Genomic DNA, 18,630 nt, shown 5'->3' with positions numbered 1-18,630 from the left:
GGAGTATTTATGCAAACTTACTTGAAGTTAAAAGAATTTTGTCAATTAGTGCATTTATCTGAAGATGTTGTAAAAGGAATGATGGCAAATGGTGCTTTAAATTTCAAAGAAGAAGAGGGTGAAATTTATATTGAGGCTAATCAAGGAACATTTAGTGTGGTTCCAACAAGCTCAAAGCAACCTGCTATGGTAAATTCTATGACTTTAGCAGGAGAAAGTTTTGTAGAAAAAACCATAGGAACTATTTTAAACTTACACGAAAAAGTTCTTGATGCTAAAGATGAGACCTTAGAAGCTTTAAAGGGTGAGAATAAATTTTTAAAAGATGCTCTTTATTCTATGCAAGAACTTTATGATGAAGATAGAAAAACCATAGAAAATCTTAACGAGCAACTCAAATATGCGCGCAATGAAGTGGAATTTCTAAAAAGAAAATACAAAATGATGTGGAATAAAACAGTAGAGTTATATGCAAATTCACCTGAAAAGCCAGAAGAAATAAAGGAAGAAAAATGACTTTTTCTCAAATGATATTAAACTTACAAGAATTTTGGCAAAAACAAGGTTGTGCCATTATGCAACCTTATGATTTTCCAGCAGGTGCAGGGACTTTTCATCCTGCAACTTTTTTAAGAAGTTTGGGTAAAAAACCTTGGGCAGCTGCTTATGTAGCACCAAGTAGAAGACCAACTGATGGAAGATATGGTGAAAATCCTAATAGACTAGGTGCTTATTATCAATTTCAAGTTTTGATTAAACCAAGCCCTGATAACATCCAAGAATTATATTTAAAAAGTTTAGAAAATTTAGGTTTTGATTTAAAATCACATGATATTCGTTTTGTTGAGGATAACTGGGAGAGTCCAAGTTTAGGTGCTTGGGGTCTGGGTTGGGAAGTTTGGCTTGATGGCATGGAAGTAACACAATTTACTTATTTTCAACAAGTTGGCGGTATAAGCGTAGATTTAGTAAGTGCTGAAATTACCTATGGCTTAGAAAGACTCGCAATGTATTTGCAAGATGTAGATAATGTATATGACATAGTTTGGAATGAATTTAACGGTGAAAAAATTACTTATAAAGATGTTCATAAGCAAGGTGAGTTTGAATTTAGTAAATATAATTTTGAAGTAAGTGATGTTAAAACTTTAAATGTGCAATTTGAAAATGCCTATAATGAGTGTAAAAATGCATTAGAAGCAAAGCTTGCTTTGCCTGCATATGATTATTGTATGTTAGCAGCGCACACTTTTAATTTGCTTGATGCAAGAGGAGCTATTTCAGTAACTCAAAGACAAGACTTTATGCTTAAAATTAGAGAATTATCTAAAAATTGTGCTTTGGTGTATAAAGAAAGTTTAGATGAAAATTAAAGAAATTTATGATTATTTGGATACTATTAGCCCATTTAGTACGCAAAGTTCATGGGATAATAGCGGCCTATTACTTGGAACTTTAGATCAAGAAATAAATCAAATTTATCTTGCTCTTGATGTGGATATGCATTTAATTGAAAATGCACGTGAAAATTCACTTTTTATAGTTCATCATCCTTTGATTTTTAAAGGTTTAAAAAACTTAAGCGGGGTGTTTTATCCGCAAAATATTCTTACTAAAATGATACAAAAAAACATAGCTTTAATTGCTATGCATACGAATTTTGACTTAAGTCATTTAAATGCTTATTTTGCTCGTGAAATTTTAGGTCTTAAGATTAAAGAACAAAATGAGTTTTTAATTTATTGTGATGTTGATTTTAAATTTAGCGATTTAATTAATCATGTGAAAAAAAGTTTAAAGCTTGATTGCATAAGAGTTGTAAATGCAGGTAATGAGAAAATTAAAACTTTAGCAATATGCACAGGTAGTGGAGGAGATTTAATTTCTAGTGTTAAGGTAGATTGCTTTTTAAGCGGAGATTTTAAATATCATCAAGCTTTGGAAAGTTATCATAATAAACTTAGTTTGATTGATATAGGACACTATGAAAGCGAATCTTGTTTTGGTAAAATTTTAGCAAAAGATTTGCAAAAATTTCATTTAGAAGTTATAATATCAGTTTCAAAAAATCCATTTCAATATTTTTAAGGAAAATTTCAATGAGTAAATATTTAGAACAACTTATAGCTTTATCGCAAATTGATAAAGAACTTGATGGTTTTGCAAATAAAGTAGAAGATGCTACAAAAGATTTAAAAGAAAAACGCAATTTACTTGATAAAACAGAAGAAGAAATTGCAGGTTTTGAGAAAGATATTAAAGATATAGAAAATCAAAAAATTCAAAACAACAATCATATTGCAGAATTTGGTGTAAAAATAAAAGAAATAGCCAAAAAAAGTGCAGCGGTAAAAACCGAAAAAGAAGCAAATGCTTTAAAAATTGAAGAGGATATAGCCAAAGAACAACTTGATGCAGCAAATGAAGAAATTGAAAGATTGGATAAAATTTTAGAAAATAAAGAAAAGTTTATACAAGAATTGCAAGCTAAAAGAAGCGAACTTGAAAATGAAGTGGATCAAATCGATGCTCAAACTAAAACTGTTTTAGTGGATATTGAAAAAGAAAGATTACAAATTTATGATAAAAAGGTAAAATTAGTAGGTGAAATAAATCAAAAAGTTTTAACTTTTTATGAAAAAATTAGAAAATGGGCGGGAAATACTGCAGTAGTTCCTGTAAAAAAACATGCTTGTTATGGCTGTTTTATGAGAATTTATGATAAAACTTATTTGGCTGTTTTAAAAGGTGATGAAATCATAACTTGCCCACATTGTGGAAGAATTTTATACAAAGAAAAAGAAGAAAATCAAAATTGATTTTTTTTTATTATATTTTTGCTGTGATTATATATATAATTGCAGCTCCTTTTTTATTGATTTTAAGTTTTTGTAAGGAAAAGTATAAAATATCATTAAAATCAAGATTCTTTCTTTACAAAAATTTAAGGCAAAAACAAGGTGATGTGTATTTTCATGCTTGTTCTTTTGGTGAAATTAAAAGCCTTATTCCTTTAATAAAACTTTTTCCAGCTTGTAAAATTTCAACCATAACTCAAACTGGTTTTAGTGAAGCTTTAAAATATTCTAAAAAAGTAAATTTTTTCCCTTTTGAGATTTTTGTACCTTTTTGGATGAGACCTTGTAAAGTTTTGGTTATTTTTGAAGCAGAGCTTTGGCTTATGCTTGTGTTTATGGCTAAATTTTATAATGCAAAAGTTGTTTTATTAAATGCTAGAATTAGCGATAGATCTTTAAAAAACTATAAGCGTTTTAGCTTTTTTTATCGTTTGATTTTTAAATATATTGATGTTGTGTTTGCGCAAAGTCAAAAAGACAAAGAAAGATTAGAATGCTTGGGCGCTAAAAATGTTATAGCATATAAAAATATCAAAGCTAATATAAAACAAGAACAAGTGAAAAACTATTCCAAGCCCAAAGCTAGGATTATTATATTTGCTAGTACACATGAAAATGAAGAACGATTATTACTTAATGAAATTAATTTAGAAGAAAACGATAAATTGATTATCGCCCCAAGACATCCAGAGCGTTTTGGCGAGGTTGAGGGAATTTTAAAAGATTTTTGTCAAAAAAACCACTATAATATGCAAAAATTTTCAGACTTTACATTAAGCGAAAATAATTTTGCAAATTTTTTTAATGCCAAATGTTTATTGCTAGATACTTTAGGTGAGCTAGAAAGTTTTTATAAGATTAGTGATGTGGTTTTTTTATGCGGCTCTTTTGTAGATAATATAGGTGGACATAATCCTATAGAGGCAGCCAGATGGAATAATGTTATTATCTCAGGGAAATATTATTTTAATCAAGAAAGTTTATATCAAGAAGTTGATGGTTTGTATATTTGTGAGAGTGCAAAAGATATAAATGTTTTTTTAAAGCAAAAACTACCACAAGCACAACTTAAAGAACAAAGTGATTTAAATGAAATTATATTAAGTATAAAAGAAGGTTTAGATGCAAGAAAAAGCTTATAAATTGCTTGCAATGCAAGAAAAAATTTCTAATAACGCAGCAAAGGATTTGATTGACAAAGGCTGTGTTTTTGCTATGGGTAAAAAGGTTGTTATAGCTAGGGCTTTGATGAGTTCTAAAACAAGATTTGTTGTGCAAAAAATAAAAAAAGCAAAAATACTTTTTGAAGATGATAAAATCATAGCTTTAAATAAGCCTTATGGAGAGATTAGTGAGAATTTAGAAAGTGTTTATAATGCTAAATTAATCAACAGACTTGATAAGGAGACAAGTGGAGTTTTGCTTTTAAGTAAAGATGAGGAATTTAGACTAAAATGTATTCAAGAATACAAAAAACAAAATGTTTATAAAAGTTATTTAGCTATTGTTGATGGAGTGATTGCTGAAGAACTTGAAATTTGTGAAAAAATAACTACTATAAAAAATAAATCCGGAGCCTTTAGTAAAATCGATAAATTTGGCTTAGAAGCTCATACTCAGGTTATACCTTTAATGGTAAATGCTAAAAAAACCTTAATAAAAGCAGTCATTAAAACAGGTAGAACACATCAAATTAGAGTGCATTTAAATCATGTAAAACATGGTATTATAGGTGATGAAAAATATGCAAAAATTAGCTCTTCTAGAATGTATTTGCATTCATATGAAACGCATATTTTTGATTATCAATTTAAAGCCTTACTTGATGAGAGCTTCAATGCTTATGGTTTTGAAATAAAAAATTTAAATTTTTAAAGGCGTTTAAAGCTAAAAGGGTTTATAATTTAGCTTTTTAAAATTTTAATAAAGGGAAAATAAAGTGTTTGAAATAGTTAGTGAGTCATTTAAATCCGCAGTTAATAAACTTCGTTTTGTTGATGATGAAAAAGCTTTAAAAAATGCTCTTGATACTTTAAAAAAAGCCCTTTTAAAAGCAGATGTACATCATAAAGTTACTAAAGAATTACTTACTTTAGTAGAAAATGATGTAAAAATTAATGGTATAGGTCAAAAACAATTTTTAGACTCAATTAAGAAAAACTTAGAAGAAATTCTTAGTGTTAAAGGTAAAAATCAAGGTTTTGTATTTGCTAGTAAGCCACCTACGGTTGTTTTGATGTGTGGTCTGCAAGGTGGTGGTAAAACTACTACTACGGTAAAAATTGCTAATTATTTAAAGTTAAGAAATAAAAAAGTACTAATTGCTGCATGCGATTTGCAAAGATTAGCTGCAGTAGAACAGCTAAGACAACTCACTCAAGCTAATGAGCTTGATTTATTTTTCATAGAAAATGAAAGTAATCCTTTAAATGTTGCTAAACAAGCTTTGGAAAAAGCAAAAAATTCTATGTATGATGTTTTGCTTGTAGATACTGCCGGCCGTTTAGCAATTGATACGGCTTTGATGAATGAGCTTAAAGATGTAAAAGCTATTTTAAATCCTGATGAAGTATTTTATGTAGCTGATGCTATGAGTGGTCAAGATGGAGTTAAAACAGCAAGTAGCTTTAATGAAGCTTTAGAAATCACTGGGGTTATTTTAAGTAAATTTGATGCAGATACTAAAGGTGGTGTTGCGCTAGGTATAGCAAAACAAATTGGTGTGCCTTTAAGATTTATTGGTGTTGGTGAGAAAGTAGCTGATTTAGAAGTATTTATCCCTGATAGAATTGTTAATCGTATCATGGGTGAGGGTGATTTGGCGACTTTGGCTGAAAAAACTGCCACTATTATAGATGAAAAAGAAGCAAAAAAACTTAATAAGAAAATTAAAAAAGGTGAATTTAATTTTAATGACTTTTTAAATCAAATGGAAAGTGTTAAAAAACTTGGTAGTATGAAATCAATCATTGGTATGATACCTGGTTTATCATCTATGGCAGCAAATATTAAAGATATTGATTTGGATAATTCCAAAGAAATTATTCATATTAAGGCAATGATTTCATCAATGACACCAAAAGAAAGAGAAAATCCTGATTTGTTAAATAATGCAAGAAAGCGTCGTATTGCAGAGGGTGCTGGTTTATCTCAAATGGAAGTAAATCGCTTTTTAAAACAATTTAGTAATGCAGCTAAGTTGGCAAAGAAATTTTCAAACAAAAAAGGAATGGAAAACTTTATGAATATGTTGCAGCAAGCTAAAAGACCGCAATAATTAAAGCTTTTTTATGGATATATGAGTTAAAATATCTATAACAAAATTTTAATTTTTTTAGGAGTATTAAAATGACAGTAATCAGACTTACAAAAATGGGACGTAAAAAAAGACCATTTTATCGTATAGTTGTAACTGATAGTAGAAAAAGACGTGATGGTAGCTGGATAGAAAGCATTGGATATTACAATCCTATGGTTGAACCTGAAGTGGTAAAATTTGATGCTGAGCGTTTAGCTTATTGGAAAAGCGTAGGTGCTAAATTAAGCGATAGAGTAGCAGCTATTACAAGCAAATAAAAATGGTTGAAAATTTTTTAAGAGAATACGCAAAATTAATTGTTGATTTTCCTGAAAAAGTTGATATACAAAGACAAAATTTAGAAAATAATTTTGCTGAAATTATCATTTATGTCGATCCATCTGATACTGGTAAGTTGATCGGAAAAAATGGAAAATTAATCAACGCAATAAAAACAGTCATTATGGCTTATAAAGTTAAAGATGCAACTTCATATCGTATAACGGTAAAAGCCATTGAAGAATGATTTGATCCAAGTTGCTAAACTTGGGAAAAGTGTTGGTTTAAAAGGTTATGTAAGATTACATAATCTTAGTGATTTTTATGAGCAGTTTAAAATAGGTGCTAAATTTTTTGATATTAATCAAAAAATTTACACCATAAAGGCTTTTGATAAAACTAGATCTTTAGTTTTATTTGAAGGTTTTGAGAGTGTTGAAGCTGCCAAAACCTTAACTAATATTACTCTTTTTCAAACTATTGAAGCTACAAAAGAAACTTGTAAATTAAAAAAAGATGAGTATTTTTATTTTGACATAATTGGATGTGATATTATTGAAAATGAGCAAAAATTAGGTGTAGTTGAAGACATTTTAGAAAATGGAGCAGGATTTTTATTTTGTATAAAATGTGATGAAAAACTACAGACAAAGATTAAAAACTTTTATATTCCTTATGTTGATAAATATATTCAAAAAGTTGATGTAGAAAATAAAAAGATATTCACACGATCTGCTTTGGATATTTTAGAAAATTCATGAAATATACTTTTGTAAGTTTATTCCCAGAGCTTATTGAGCCTTATTTCCAAACTTCTATTTTAGCAAGAGCAAAAGAAAAGGGGATATTAGAATTTACTTTTGTTAATCCTAGAAATTTTACCACAAACAAGCACTTTAAAGTAGATGATTATAAAATAGGAGGAGGCGCAGGGCTTTTGTTGCAAGCTCAGCCTTTGTATGATTGCTTAAGGCATATTAAAAAGCAAGATAAAAATGTTCATTTTGTTTTTCTTTTGCCTTGCGCTAAGACTTTTAAACAAACTGATGCTAAAAGATTAAGTAAGAAAGATCATATTTGCTTTGTAAGTAGTAGATATGAGGGTTTGGATGAGCGCATTGTGGAAGAATTTGCTAATGAGGTATTTTCTATAGGTGATTTTATACTTACAGGTGGAGAGTTGGCGTCTTTGGTGATGTGTGATGCTATTAGCAGAAATATTCAAGATGTTCTTGGAAATAGCGAAAGCTTAAGTGAAGAAAGTTTTGAAAATGACTTATTGGAAGCCCCATCGTTTTCCAAACCTTTTATTTTTGAAAAGGAAAATAAAAAATTTTATGTGCCTTCAGAGTTTTTAAAGGGAAATCACGCTAAAATCACAGCTTTAAAAACTACTTTGGCGTCTTGCAAAACGAAATATTTTCGTCCTGATTTGTATCAAAAGCATGAACGCAAATTTTAAGGAATATCGTTATGAAAAATAAATACATTGAACAATTTGAGCAAAAACAAATTGAAGGTAAAAATGTTCCAGAATTTCGTGCTGGAGATACTTTAAGACTTGCTATTCGCATTAAAGAAGGCGATAAAACAAGAATTCAAAATTTTGAAGGTATTTGTATAGCACGTAGAGGAAATGGTGTAGATGAAACTTTCATCGTACGTAAAATCGGCGCTAATAATGTAGGCGTTGAAAGAATTTTCCCTATTTATAGTGAAAGTTTAGAAAGCATTACAGTATTAAGAAGAGGTCGTGTGCGCCGTGCTAGATTATTCTATCTAAGAGATAGAAGAGGTAAGGCTGCTCGTATTAAAGAACTTAAAAAATAAAAGTGAAATTTAGAACTCAAATATATGAAGTAATTTCCTGGGAACAAGAAATTCAAAACGGCATAAATATATCTAAGAAAATAGAAAATGCTTATGCTAAAGAAATCTGCATAACTATGTCAAAAGATAGCTTTATGAAAGATCATAAAGCACCTTTTGATATTACTATACAAGTATTAAAAGGCTCCATTGATTTTGGAGTTTTAAACCAAAAAATTCTACTTAAAACACTAGATAGCATAAGTTTAAAAGCTCATGAAATCCATAATCTTTTAGCGTTAGAAGATTCTATAGTGCGCTTAACTTTGTATAAGCAAGATAGTCTTGAACGTGTTGAAAGTGTTTTAAAATCTTAATTTAAGTCTCATTTTGTATAATTTTAGCTTACTAAAATGAGGAAGTTAAGCTATGAAATGGACTAAAGATTCTTGGAAAAATTATAAAATTCAGCAACAACCACAATATCCTGATGAAAATGAATTACAAGAAGTTGTTAAAAAATTAGAAAAATTACCACCGCTTGTTTTTGCAGGCGAGGTGGATAAATTAAAAAAATCCCTTGCTAAGGTTGTAAATTCTCAAGCATTTTTACTCCAAGGAGGAGATTGTGCGGAGAGTTTTGTAAATTTTGGCGCTGATAATATAAGAGATATGTTCAAAGTTATGCTTCAAATGGCTATAGTGCTTACTTTTGCAGGATCTTGCCCTATAGTTAAAGTAGGGCGTGTTGCAGGGCAGTTTGCAAAGCCAAGAAGTAGTGATTTTGAAGAAATTGAAGGAGTAAAGCTTCCAAGTTATCGTGGGGATATTATCAATGGTTTTGAATTTAATGAAAAATCAAGAATAGCTGATCCTAAAAGAATGCTAGAAGCGTATTATCAAAGTGCTACAACTTTAAATTTATTAAGAGCTTTTTCAAGAGGTGGTTTAGCGGATTTAAGAGTAGTGCATAAGTGGAATTTGGGTTTTTTAAAAAAGGCAGAGCTTGGGAGAAAATATGATGAACTTAGTGAAAAAATCACTCAAGCCTTAGCTTTTATGCAAGCTTGTGGTATCACTGATACTCCAAATCTTTCTCAAACAGCCTTTTATACTTCTCATGAAGCCTTGCTTTTGCCTTATGAAGAGGCTTTAACTAGGGTAGATAGTTTAAGCGGGGAAATTTATGATTGTTCAGCACATATGCTTTGGATAGGTGAGCGTACTAGAAAAGCAGATGAAGCACATGTGCATTTTTTAAGTGGAGTGAAAAATCCACTTGGTGTTAAGCTTAGTGCTAATTATGATTTAGATGAGATTAAAAAGTTAGTAAGTATTTTAAATCCGCATAATGAAGCAGGAAGATTAAATTTCATTATTCGTATGGGATGTGATAAGATAGAAAATGCCTTGCTAAAATTATTTAAAGAGTTAAAACAAGAAGGATTTAATATACTTTATAGCATAGATCCTATGCATGCAAACACAGTTAAATCAGGTAATTTTAAAACAAGAGAATTTGATAAAATCATTCAAGAAGTGCGTGCGTTTTTTGAAATAGCTATGAGTGAGGGAGTGTATCCTGGTGGGGTACATCTAGAGATGACAGGGCAAAATGTAACAGAATGTGTAGGAGGTTCTTTAAATATCACTCAAGAAGAACTTTCTAAACGTTATGAAACACAATGTGATCCAAGATTAAATGCTGACCAAGCTTTAGAATTAGCATTTATCATAGCAGACTTAGTTAAAAAGGCAAGAAAATGTTAAAATTTTATGGTATTAAAAATTGCAATAGTGTTAAAAAAGCTATGGATTATTTAAATTCTAAGCAAATTGAATTTGAATTTTTAGATATTAAAAAGCTAGATGAGGAAACTTTAGATTTTTGGCTTAGCAAAAGGAGTGTTTTAGAGCTTGTAAATACAGCGGGTATGAGTGCTAGAAAATTAGGCTTAAATAAAGAAAAACTTCAAAATTTAAACCAAGATGAAATTAAAGCAATGATTTTAGAAAGTCCAACACTCATAAAACGCCCATTAATTGTAAAAGATGATGAAGTTTTTATAGCTAAAGAATATGAGAGTTTTTAATTAAATTTTCTCTCTTTGGTAGATTTTTTTAATTTTCACATCTAAATTATGAGCAAATTTAAATAAAGCTGGCACTACTAAAAGTGTAAGTAAGGTTGAGCTAATAAGACCAAATATAATAGCAATGGCCATAGGAGAATTTCCTTCAAAACCAGAACCCCTTGAAAGTGCTAGTGGAAGCATGGAAAAAATCATCGCAAAAGTTGTCATTAAAATGGCTCTTAAACGACTTTTTCCTGCATAAATTAGCGCTTTTTCTACTTCCATACCTTCATCGCATTTTTTATTAGCTACATCTACTAATAATATAGCATTTTTTCCTACCATTCCAAAAAGCAAAATAATAGCCACAAGCACAAATAAAGAAAAGTGATTTCCTGTGATAAAAATTCCAAAACAAGCTCCACCAAAAGCCAAAGGCATGCTTATCATGATGATTAAAGGAAGTATTAAACTTGAATACAAAGAAGCAAGGATTAAATAAATCAAAATCATTCCCAAAGATATAGAAAACAAAAATCCACTAATGGTATCATCTAAAAAGTCCAAAAAGCCAGAATAAGCAAAAGATAGGTTATTTTTTCCTAAAATATAAGCTAAATTGGACTCAAAAATTTTTCTTACTTCACCTAAAGAAATGTTTTCTATGCTTGAAGTGAGTTTTATACTAGTAGTTTTATTGTGTCTGTTAATCAAAGAAAGATCTTTTTTATAAGAAAAACTAGCAATACTAGCAAGTTTTATACTTTCATTGTTATGATTTTTAAGTTCTATTAGCTCTAAACTAGTTGGATTTTGCTTAAAAGCTTCATCAAAGCTAAGGATAATTTCATCTTTAAAATTTTTATAATCCATATTTCCAATGCTTAAATTTCCAAAGGAATAAGCCAAGACATAAGCAAGTTCTTGAGGGTTAATACCAAGTTTGGCAGCTTTTTCTCTATTGATATTAATAGCAATTTCTTCTTTTAAATCCCCTTCATTATCATCTATAGCAACAAAGCCTTCGTGTTTTGAAAACACTTCTTTCATTCTATTAATAGCTTCTTTTATTAGCTTTAAATCATCACCTAAAATTTGAATTTGAACTGGATCTTCAATGCCTGCTCCTTCTATTTTAGGGAGTTCTAAAACTTTTATCTTTAAGCCTTCATAGGAGTTTAATTTTTCTTGAAAAAGGCTAATAAGCTTAGGTTGTCTGAATTTTCTTTCATTTAAAGGTTTTAATTTTACATAAATTTTTGCTTTTTTAATTTCTTTTGCGTCATTATATCCTATAAGTAAATATGCATAAGCAACACTTGGATCTTGCTTTATATTTTCATATACTTTTAAACTTTTTTCTTTCATAGCTTCTAAAGATAAGTCGTTTTTGCTTTCTAATAAAACTTGTATTTCACTATCTTCTTCTATAGGTAGAAAATCTAAGCCTATTTTAGGAGCTAAAGAAAAACATAAAATAATTACAACAAGCGTTGATAAGATAAATTTAATTTTATTAGCTAAAACTTTATAAAGTAGCTTTTCATAAAATAAGTCAAGTTTTATAAATAAAAATTCACTTTTTTTATAAAATGTGCTTTCGCTAGTATTTAAAAATCTAGCACTTAAGGTAGGTATTAAAAATACACTTACAAGATAGCTTATAATCACACCAGAAGCAACGCTAGTAGCTAATACATTAAAAAATAAACCAGGAACTGAATTCATATAAGCAATAGGTATAAATACACACAATAAAACCGCACTAATGCTTAAAACGCTAAAGCCTATTTCTTTGATTCCTTCAAATGAAGCTTGTAAAGGAGGGAGTGTTTTTGCTTTTTTGGCTATACTTTCAATAATAACTATAGCATCATCTATAAAAATTCCTATACTTAAAGTAAGAGCTATGATGGTTAAGCGATTAATATCATAACCTAAAAGATTAATGAGAAAAAAACTAGAAATAATTGAAGTTGGTAAAACAATAAAAGCTAAAATAGTCGCACTGATATTTCTTAAAAATACATACACTATTAAAAGTGTCAAAATCACGCCAAAAACCATATCAAAAATAACTTGATTGATATGTTTTAAGATATTTTGGCTTTTATCATAAACTATTTTAATTTCTACCTCATTGCCTACTATTGTTTGTAATGTTTTTAAAGAATTTTTGATATTTTCTATAACTTTTAAGGAGTTGTAACCAGAAATTTTATTAAGCTCAAGCAATACCCCATTTTTTGTATCAAGCATTGCAAACTGCTTTTGATCTTCTAAGCCATAGCTAATATTTGCTATGTCTTTTAAAAATATTCCACTAAAAATGCGTATATTTTCCAACTCTTTTAAATTTTGTGCTTCAAAATATCCTTTGATGGTGAAATTATCTTTTGAATTTTCAAACTCACCTAGATATTGTTTAAAATTATGACTTTGGATGATTTTAGCTACATCAAGTGCATTAATGTGGTATTTTTGCAAGGCATTAGGCAGGAGTTTGATTTGAACTTGTGGTTTTAAAAAGGCTATATCATTGATCGTTCCAACTCCTGAAATTTTCTGTAAAAATGGTTTTATATCATTGTCAATCTTACGCATAAGTTTTAAATGATCTTTGGAGCTTAAAAATAATGATACAACAGATCCTGCATCAGGGGATATTTTTTCTAAGGTTGGCTTTGCTGGAAGATTAATAGTATTAAGTTTATCTCTAATATCATTTGCAGCTACTTCTAAGTTTTTGCCTAGTTCAAATTCAACAACAGAAATAGAAAAATTATTATAACTTGTAGAATTGATATTTTTTATCCCTTGTACATCTGAAATTGCATTTTCTATTTCTTTGGTTATTTTAGATTCTATGAATTTTAAATCTCCATTCGCAGTGGTGGTAATTTTAATCAAAGGAATATCTACTTTTGGATAAAGATTAATGGGCATACTAAAAATAGAAAAAGTACCAAAAATCACTAAAGCGATAAAAAACATCAAAACAGCAATAGGATTATTAATAGCAAAACGATACAAGATTAATCCTTGGTGATGATTTTTCCTTCTCCAAAAGAACCTGGAGTAAAGTTTAAGGCCTCAACTTCTGCATAAATTTTTCGTGTTTTTATGTCTATACTTGGATAAATAAGTGTGATTTTACCTTGATATTCTTTTTCATTTGAGTCTATTTTATAAATAAAAATATCATCAATTTTTACCTTATCTTTAAATTTCTCATCAAAACTTAAAAGCAATTTTACTTTTGGATAAGAAAAAAAATCAAATAAAACATGAGAAATTCCCCTAGCTCCATCGCCTATGTCGATATATTTGTTAGAAATAATCCCATCATAAGGTGCTTTTAGAGTTTTTTTATCAATTAAGTCTTTGTAATGTTGTATATTTAAAAAGGCTTTTTGTTGCAAGCTTTGTGCTTTTTGAAACTCAAATAAAACATTTTCATAACTTTGCTTATCTATAACTTCTTGTACCTTTTTAAATTTTTCTAAAGAACTTTTAGCATGTTCTAGTGCAAGAGTGGCAAGTTTGTGTTCATTTTGTGCTAATTTTAAGGCTATTTGCTCACTAGAATCTTCAAGTTTAAGTAAAACTTGATCTTTTTTTACCTTATCATTAACATTCACATAAATTGCTTTAACTATACCAGCACTTTGCAAGGATAATTTTGATTGATTTTGTGCAAGCACATCAAAACTAGCATAAATTTCTTCAGCTTTTAAAGTGAGTAGAGAAAATAAAATTAAAAATACTAATTTCATTCTAAAACCTTTGTTTTTATATCAATTCCAGCTGTAAAATAATACCTTGCTTTCGTGATTTCATATTCATTTTTAGCTAGTTCAAGCTGACTTTGACTTTTGTATTTTAATTCTAATACATTTAGGTATTCTACATATGAGCAAAGTCCTGCGGTGTATTTTTTCTCAATGGCCTCAAAAGCTAAATTAGCTGCTTTGAAACTTGCATTTAATGCTTTTATTTTAACTTTAGAAATTTCAATTTCTTGTAAAAGATTATCTAGTTCTATATCTACTTTTCTTTTAGTTTTTTCAAGCTCTAATTGAGTGATTTTACTTGTATATTTTTGAGCTTCTAGAGCTTTTTGATTAGCACCAAAATCAAAAATTTTCCACTCAAAAGCTAAAATAAAACGATTGCTTTGTCCATGTTCTTTTAAAAAGCTTTCGCTTGTTGATTTTAGCTCATGTGGTAATTTAGGATTATAGTTCATATCATAAAAACTAAAACTATTTTGTAAAAATATTTTTGGAAACAACTCAGCTCTAGCAGAGTCTATTTTTAAATTTTCTAAATTTAATTTTTCTTGCATAAGGGCTATTTCATAGTTTTTGTTTTTTTCTGCACTTGGTTCTTGTAAAATATTTTGAAAAGAAGGCGTAAAATGCGTTTTGCTAAGATTATAAATTTCATTTTTTAATTCATATAGTTTTAATTCATTTTGAGCCAATTCATAAGAGCTTAACTCAAATTTTGCTCTTATGCTCTCAAGCTCACTTTGGCTAGCAAGTCCAGCTTGGTAAAAATTTTCTAAGCGCTTGAGTTGATTTTGCAGAGTGATTTCTTTTTGTTTATCACTTGCTATAATACTTTCTAAACTAAGATAATTAAAATACAAAACACTAGCACTAAGCGCTATATAATTTGCCATGTTTTCTTTTTCAAGATGAGCAAGTTGTTTTAGACTTTGCATGCTAGCGATTTTTGCTTCTCTATTACCCCCATCAAAAAGCAAAAATTTAAGCGAAAGAGTACTCATTAGACTTTCTTGAGGTTCTATGATAAAGCGATCTTTGTTTGAGCCAAGATAAGAAACACCTAAATGTAAACTTGGCAAATAAGCATTTTGCACGCTTTCTTGTTCTAAAATACTTTTTGAAAATTGAAGTTGCTTTTGTAAGTAATTTTCATTGTTTAAACTTAAATCTATAAATTCTTTAAGATTATTAGCTAGCAAAAATAAGGGCAAGAAAAGTAAATATAAAATTTTCATTTTTAAACTTTTTGTTTTATTATAGAAAATATAACTTAAAGTAATTATAAAGCAAGAAAATTTTTAAGTAGCTTTTTACCATTTTGACTTAGTATGGCTTCTGGGTGAAATTGAACTCCATAAATGTCGTATTTTTTATGCTTTAAAGCCATGGTGATATTATCTTCACTTTGGGCTAAAATTTCACATTTTTTACCTATATGGCTAACATAAAGAGAGTGATATAAACAAATTTTAAAATTTTGTTCAAGATTTTTAAAAAGTGGGTTTGGTTTAAATTTTATAGTTTTTACATTACCATGAGTTGGGTTTGGAAGTTTAGAAATTTTACCACCAAAAATATGTGCTATGCATTGGTGTCCTAAACAAATTCCAAGAATTTTTTTATCTTTTTTAAAATATTTTATAGCTTTTAAGCTTAGCTTTGATTCTTTTGGAGAATTTGGTCCAGGGGAGATTAAAAGATGAGTAAAATCATATTTTTTAAGTTTTTTTGGGTTTTTAAATTTATCGTTTTTGATGATTTTATAAGTAATATTTAATTCTTTTAAATAAAAGGCTATAGTGTAGGTAAAAGAATCATAATTATCTATAATCAAAACTCTCACAAAAACACCCTTTTTAAGCCTCTTAAAGAATTAATAGCATAAATTTCTTTAGCATTTAAAAGCGCATCTTTAGTGATATCTTTTTCTTTGATGAGCTTGTGTTTTAAGAGTGCTTGTCTATAAATGCCATTGAGGCAGTTTTTGGCATAAGGAGTAAAATACTCATCATTTAAATTTATGATAATATTAGTTCTTGAACCCTCACAAAGTATGCCTTGCTCATTAAAAAAAACTATGTCATAGCAAATATTTTCTTTCCATAGATGAGAATTTGCTTCATATAAACTACGCAGAGAAGTTTTATGGTGTGTTAAAAGATTTACTTTTACGATATCTTTACTTATGAGTAGTTTTTTGCTTGAATTTTCTTGTATATTGCTAAAATCAAACTCATAAAGGCCATTTTTGAAAAGTTTTAATTTAATAGCTTTTGAGCCTTTTTGAGTAAAATTACTTTTTGTAAAAAAATGATGATGATTGAAAACAAAATTATTAAAATTTTGTAAAGATTTAAAATGAGATTTTTTATCTTTACTCTCTAGTATATTTTTAAAATCATGTATTAATCTTTGAGTATCAAAGCCAAAAAATTTAGCTGAGTTTAAAATTCTTTGTAAATGTTCTTTGAAAAATAAAATAGAATGATTTTTATAATACATTGTTTCAAACAAGTAAAAGTTAGGTTCTAAAATTTTGCTTTTTAGTTTTAATTCTTCAAATTCATCTTGTTTTTGTGAGTCCCATACAAGCCCACTTCCCACACCATATCTTAAAAAATCATCATTATTTTTTTTCTCTAAAGTGCGTATGGCTACGCTAAATTTTGCTTTGTTTTTATGGATTAAACCTATCGCACCACAATAAATCCCGCGTTTTCTTTGCTCTAAATTTTCTATGAGTTTAATGGTTTCTATTTTGGGTGCGCCTGTGATGGATCCACATGGAAAAAGGGCTTTGAAAATTTTAAAATAATCATTTTTTTGCTTTAATTTTCCGCTTATTTTTGAAATGAGTTGGTGTAAGGTAGGGTAGGTTTTAACCTTAAAAAGTTCGCATTTTAAAGAATGTTTTTTGATGAGTTTTGAAATATCATTGCGCAATAAATCAACTATCATTACATTTTCGCTAATGGTTTTTTCATCGCATTTTAAAAAGTTTTTTAGATTTTCATCTTCTTTTGGATCATTTGAGCGTTTGATTGTACCTTTCATGGGTTTTGTGATGATTTTTTTATTTTTGATTTTAAAAAAAAGCTCAGGTGAAAATGAAGCTAGTTCTAAAAATTCATTTTTCATATAAGCTTTATAAGGGGTATTTTGCTTAGGATAAAGGCTTAAAAAACTCTCATACATATTAAGATTTGATTGTAAATGTAGTTCTTGAGTGAGATTAACTTGATAACTTCGACCTTTAGCTATAGCATCTTTAACTTTGTCAAAGTTTTCAAAATACTTTTCTTGGTTTAAATTGGATGAAAAACTTGGATAAAAGTCTAAATTTTTTTCTTCACTTGTAAAGATTTTTCTTGTTTTAAAAGCAAAAAAATATAAAAAAGGTTCTTTGCTTTTATAATTTTTATCTTCTAGATATTTATAAAATTCATATTGGATATAACCTAAAAAATAATATTGATTTTTATATTTTTCTATAGCTTTAAAAGCTTTTTTGCTTTCTTTTTGAGTGTGAGCTTTAAGAGTGAAGACAAGATTATCATAAAGATATTTTCCAAATATAGCAAATGCCATTTATATCCTTAGCTTAGAAAATATACCCAAATAGGTAAAGAAATAAAGGCAAAAACTATACCAAAAGCTACAGAACTAACCGCTAAATTCGTATCAAGTTTTGCTTTCATAATCATAGCTGCAACCATTGTCATAGTAGGCATAGCTGATTCAAGTAAAGCAATGATGGAGCTAGGATTTAATTTGAAATTTAAAAGCTTTAAAAGCACTAAAAAGATTAAAGGTGTGAGTATCATTTTACCAAAAATGACTATTATAGTTGTTTTATAAGAAGTTTTTATACTTAAAAAGCCTAAATTTAAACCTATGGCAAAAAGTGCTATAGGTGTGGCACTAGCTCCAAGCATACGCAAAGGTTCAAAGATAAAATCAGGAAGTACAGTAAACTTAAAACAAAGTCCTAAAATCAAAGCAACAAAAGGTGGAAAAGTAAAAACTTTTTTAAGATTTTGCAAAAAGCTTACCTTTTGCTCGCTAGCTAAAGAGATGATAAAGGGAGCAAGTAAAGCTACGGGCAAAGAAGTAGCAAGCGCATCATAAAGGATAATCTCTCCCAAAAAATGAGGATCTTGATAAATTCCACTAATGATAGGTATACCTACAAATAAAGTATTTCCAAAGCTAGAAAGTAAAAAAATACTTACAAGAGTGCTTTTGCTAAATTTAAAGCAAAGAGCTAAAAATACACAACATAATGCTGAAACAATAGCACAACCCAACCCAAGCAATATAATAACAATCAAAGAAAAATCAAAATTTAAATGATAAGCACGCTCAAAAATCAAGCAAGGCAAGGCAAAAATAATAGCAAAATCTAAAAAAGCGCGCGCTTGTTTTTGTTTTAAAATTTTGATTTTTTTAGCAAAATATCCACCAAAAAGCAAACAAAATATACTAAATAAGGAAGAAAAAATATACATTTTATTCTG

General features: G+C 28.7%; 21 protein-coding genes. 15 read left to right on the top strand and 6 right to left on the bottom strand.

What is annotated here, in order from left to right:
• Positions 1–9 precede the first annotated feature (9 nt).
• From CAMP5121_RS00660 to CAMP5121_RS00590, 15 genes are all read left to right on the top strand, one after another.
• Entirely contained in the window at positions 10–516 is a 507-nt protein-coding gene (locus CAMP5121_RS00660) for a DUF3972 domain-containing protein (protein ID WP_039668539.1), read from the top strand.
• Positions 513–1,373, top strand: a complete 861-nt coding sequence (gene glyQ, locus CAMP5121_RS00655; RefSeq protein ID WP_039668538.1) for a glycine--tRNA ligase subunit alpha — start codon at positions 513–515, stop codon at positions 1,371–1,373. Before CAMP5121_RS00660 ends, glyQ begins: the two co-directional genes overlap by 4 nt.
• Positions 1,363–2,088, top strand: coding sequence for a Nif3-like dinuclear metal center hexameric protein (locus CAMP5121_RS00650; protein ID WP_337214502.1), 726 nt, complete (start codon positions 1,363–1,365; stop codon positions 2,086–2,088). Before glyQ ends, CAMP5121_RS00650 begins: the two co-directional genes overlap by 11 nt.
• A gap of 11 nt (positions 2,089–2,099) precedes the next feature.
• Positions 2,100–2,819: a zinc ribbon domain-containing protein gene (locus tag CAMP5121_RS00645; protein WP_149062431.1), complete on the top strand. Its 720-nt coding sequence runs from the start codon at positions 2,100–2,102 to the stop codon at positions 2,817–2,819.
• Positions 2,816–4,000 (top strand): lipid IV(A) 3-deoxy-D-manno-octulosonic acid transferase, encoded by a 1,185-nt coding sequence (gene waaA, locus CAMP5121_RS00640; RefSeq protein ID WP_337214501.1) that lies wholly within the window; start codon positions 2,816–2,818, stop codon positions 3,998–4,000. Before CAMP5121_RS00645 ends, waaA begins: the two co-directional genes overlap by 4 nt.
• Complete coding sequence (locus tag CAMP5121_RS00635) at positions 3,981–4,733, top strand: pseudouridine synthase family protein (RefSeq protein ID WP_337214500.1); 753 nt, start codon at positions 3,981–3,983, stop codon at positions 4,731–4,733. The genes waaA and CAMP5121_RS00635 overlap by 20 nt, the downstream gene beginning before the upstream one ends.
• Before the next feature lie 64 nt (positions 4,734–4,797).
• Entirely contained in the window at positions 4,798–6,135 is a 1,338-nt protein-coding gene (ffh, locus tag CAMP5121_RS00630) for a signal recognition particle protein (RefSeq protein WP_263678739.1), read from the top strand.
• Between the two features lie 71 nt (positions 6,136–6,206).
• Positions 6,207–6,434, top strand: a complete 228-nt coding sequence (rpsP, locus tag CAMP5121_RS00625) for a 30S ribosomal protein S16 (protein ID WP_012661702.1) — start codon at positions 6,207–6,209, stop codon at positions 6,432–6,434.
• A gap of 2 nt (positions 6,435–6,436) precedes the next feature.
• A complete protein-coding gene (locus CAMP5121_RS00620; protein ID WP_012661701.1) occupies positions 6,437–6,682 on the top strand; it encodes a KH domain-containing protein in 246 nt (81 codons plus the stop codon).
• A complete protein-coding gene (gene rimM / locus CAMP5121_RS00615; protein WP_337214499.1) occupies positions 6,672–7,196 on the top strand; it encodes a ribosome maturation factor RimM in 525 nt (174 codons plus the stop codon). The genes CAMP5121_RS00620 and rimM overlap by 11 nt, the downstream gene beginning before the upstream one ends.
• The gene (gene trmD / locus CAMP5121_RS00610) at positions 7,193–7,897 is read left to right on the top strand and encodes a tRNA (guanosine(37)-N1)-methyltransferase TrmD (RefSeq protein ID WP_337214498.1); all 705 of its coding nucleotides are present in this window, start codon (positions 7,193–7,195) and stop codon (positions 7,895–7,897) included. Before rimM ends, trmD begins: the two co-directional genes overlap by 4 nt.
• A gap of 11 nt (positions 7,898–7,908) precedes the next feature.
• Positions 7,909–8,265 carry a 50S ribosomal protein L19 gene (gene rplS / locus CAMP5121_RS00605; protein ID WP_012661698.1) on the top strand — a complete coding sequence of 119 codons (357 nt, stop codon included), beginning with the start codon at positions 7,909–7,911 and terminating at the stop codon, positions 8,263–8,265.
• A gap of 2 nt (positions 8,266–8,267) precedes the next feature.
• A complete protein-coding gene (locus CAMP5121_RS00600; RefSeq protein ID WP_263674636.1) occupies positions 8,268–8,621 on the top strand; it encodes a cupin domain-containing protein in 354 nt (117 codons plus the stop codon).
• 52 nt (positions 8,622–8,673) lie between these two features.
• Positions 8,674–10,014 carry a class II 3-deoxy-7-phosphoheptulonate synthase gene (locus tag CAMP5121_RS00595; RefSeq protein ID WP_337214497.1) on the top strand — a complete coding sequence of 447 codons (1,341 nt, stop codon included), beginning with the start codon at positions 8,674–8,676 and terminating at the stop codon, positions 10,012–10,014.
• Complete coding sequence (locus CAMP5121_RS00590; RefSeq protein WP_263668432.1) at positions 10,008–10,337, top strand: Spx/MgsR family RNA polymerase-binding regulatory protein; 330 nt, start codon at positions 10,008–10,010, stop codon at positions 10,335–10,337. Before CAMP5121_RS00595 ends, CAMP5121_RS00590 begins: the two co-directional genes overlap by 7 nt.
• Here CAMP5121_RS00590 and CAMP5121_RS00585 read toward each other — a convergent pair whose 3' ends face one another.
• Genes CAMP5121_RS00585 through CAMP5121_RS00560 form a run of 6 tightly spaced genes read right to left on the bottom strand, consistent with a single transcriptional unit; the run spans position 10,338 to position 18,621 of the window.
• Positions 10,338–13,352, bottom strand: a complete 3,015-nt coding sequence (locus CAMP5121_RS00585; RefSeq protein ID WP_337214496.1) for an efflux RND transporter permease subunit — start codon at positions 13,350–13,352, stop codon at positions 10,338–10,340.
• Positions 13,353–13,354: 2 nt separating this feature from the next.
• Positions 13,355–14,095, bottom strand: a complete 741-nt coding sequence (locus tag CAMP5121_RS00580) for an efflux RND transporter periplasmic adaptor subunit (RefSeq protein ID WP_337214495.1) — start codon at positions 14,093–14,095, stop codon at positions 13,355–13,357.
• On the bottom strand, positions 14,092–15,348 hold the full coding sequence (locus CAMP5121_RS00575) for a TolC family protein (protein WP_337214494.1): 1,257 nt from the start codon (positions 15,346–15,348) through the stop codon (positions 14,092–14,094). The genes CAMP5121_RS00580 and CAMP5121_RS00575 overlap by 4 nt, the downstream gene beginning before the upstream one ends.
• Positions 15,349–15,392: 44 nt before the next feature.
• Complete coding sequence (locus CAMP5121_RS00570) at positions 15,393–15,956, bottom strand: anthranilate synthase component II (protein ID WP_337214493.1); 564 nt, start codon at positions 15,954–15,956, stop codon at positions 15,393–15,395.
• Positions 15,953–17,701 carry a bifunctional anthranilate synthase component I family protein/class IV aminotransferase gene (locus CAMP5121_RS00565; RefSeq protein ID WP_337214492.1) on the bottom strand — a complete coding sequence of 583 codons (1,749 nt, stop codon included), beginning with the start codon at positions 17,699–17,701 and terminating at the stop codon, positions 15,953–15,955. Before CAMP5121_RS00565 ends, CAMP5121_RS00570 begins: the two co-directional genes overlap by 4 nt.
• An 8-nt stretch (positions 17,702–17,709) precedes the next feature.
• A complete protein-coding gene (locus CAMP5121_RS00560; RefSeq protein WP_263678730.1) occupies positions 17,710–18,621 on the bottom strand; it encodes an AEC family transporter in 912 nt (303 codons plus the stop codon).
• Positions 18,622–18,630 lie beyond the last annotated feature (9 nt).

Source organism: Campylobacter sp. 2352 PW, from assembly GCF_024723575.1.
Lineage (GTDB): Bacteria > Campylobacterota > Campylobacteria > Campylobacterales > Campylobacteraceae > Campylobacter_D.
Note: the sequence above shows the minus strand (reverse complement) of the source record. Positions and strands in the feature narration are given on the sequence as shown.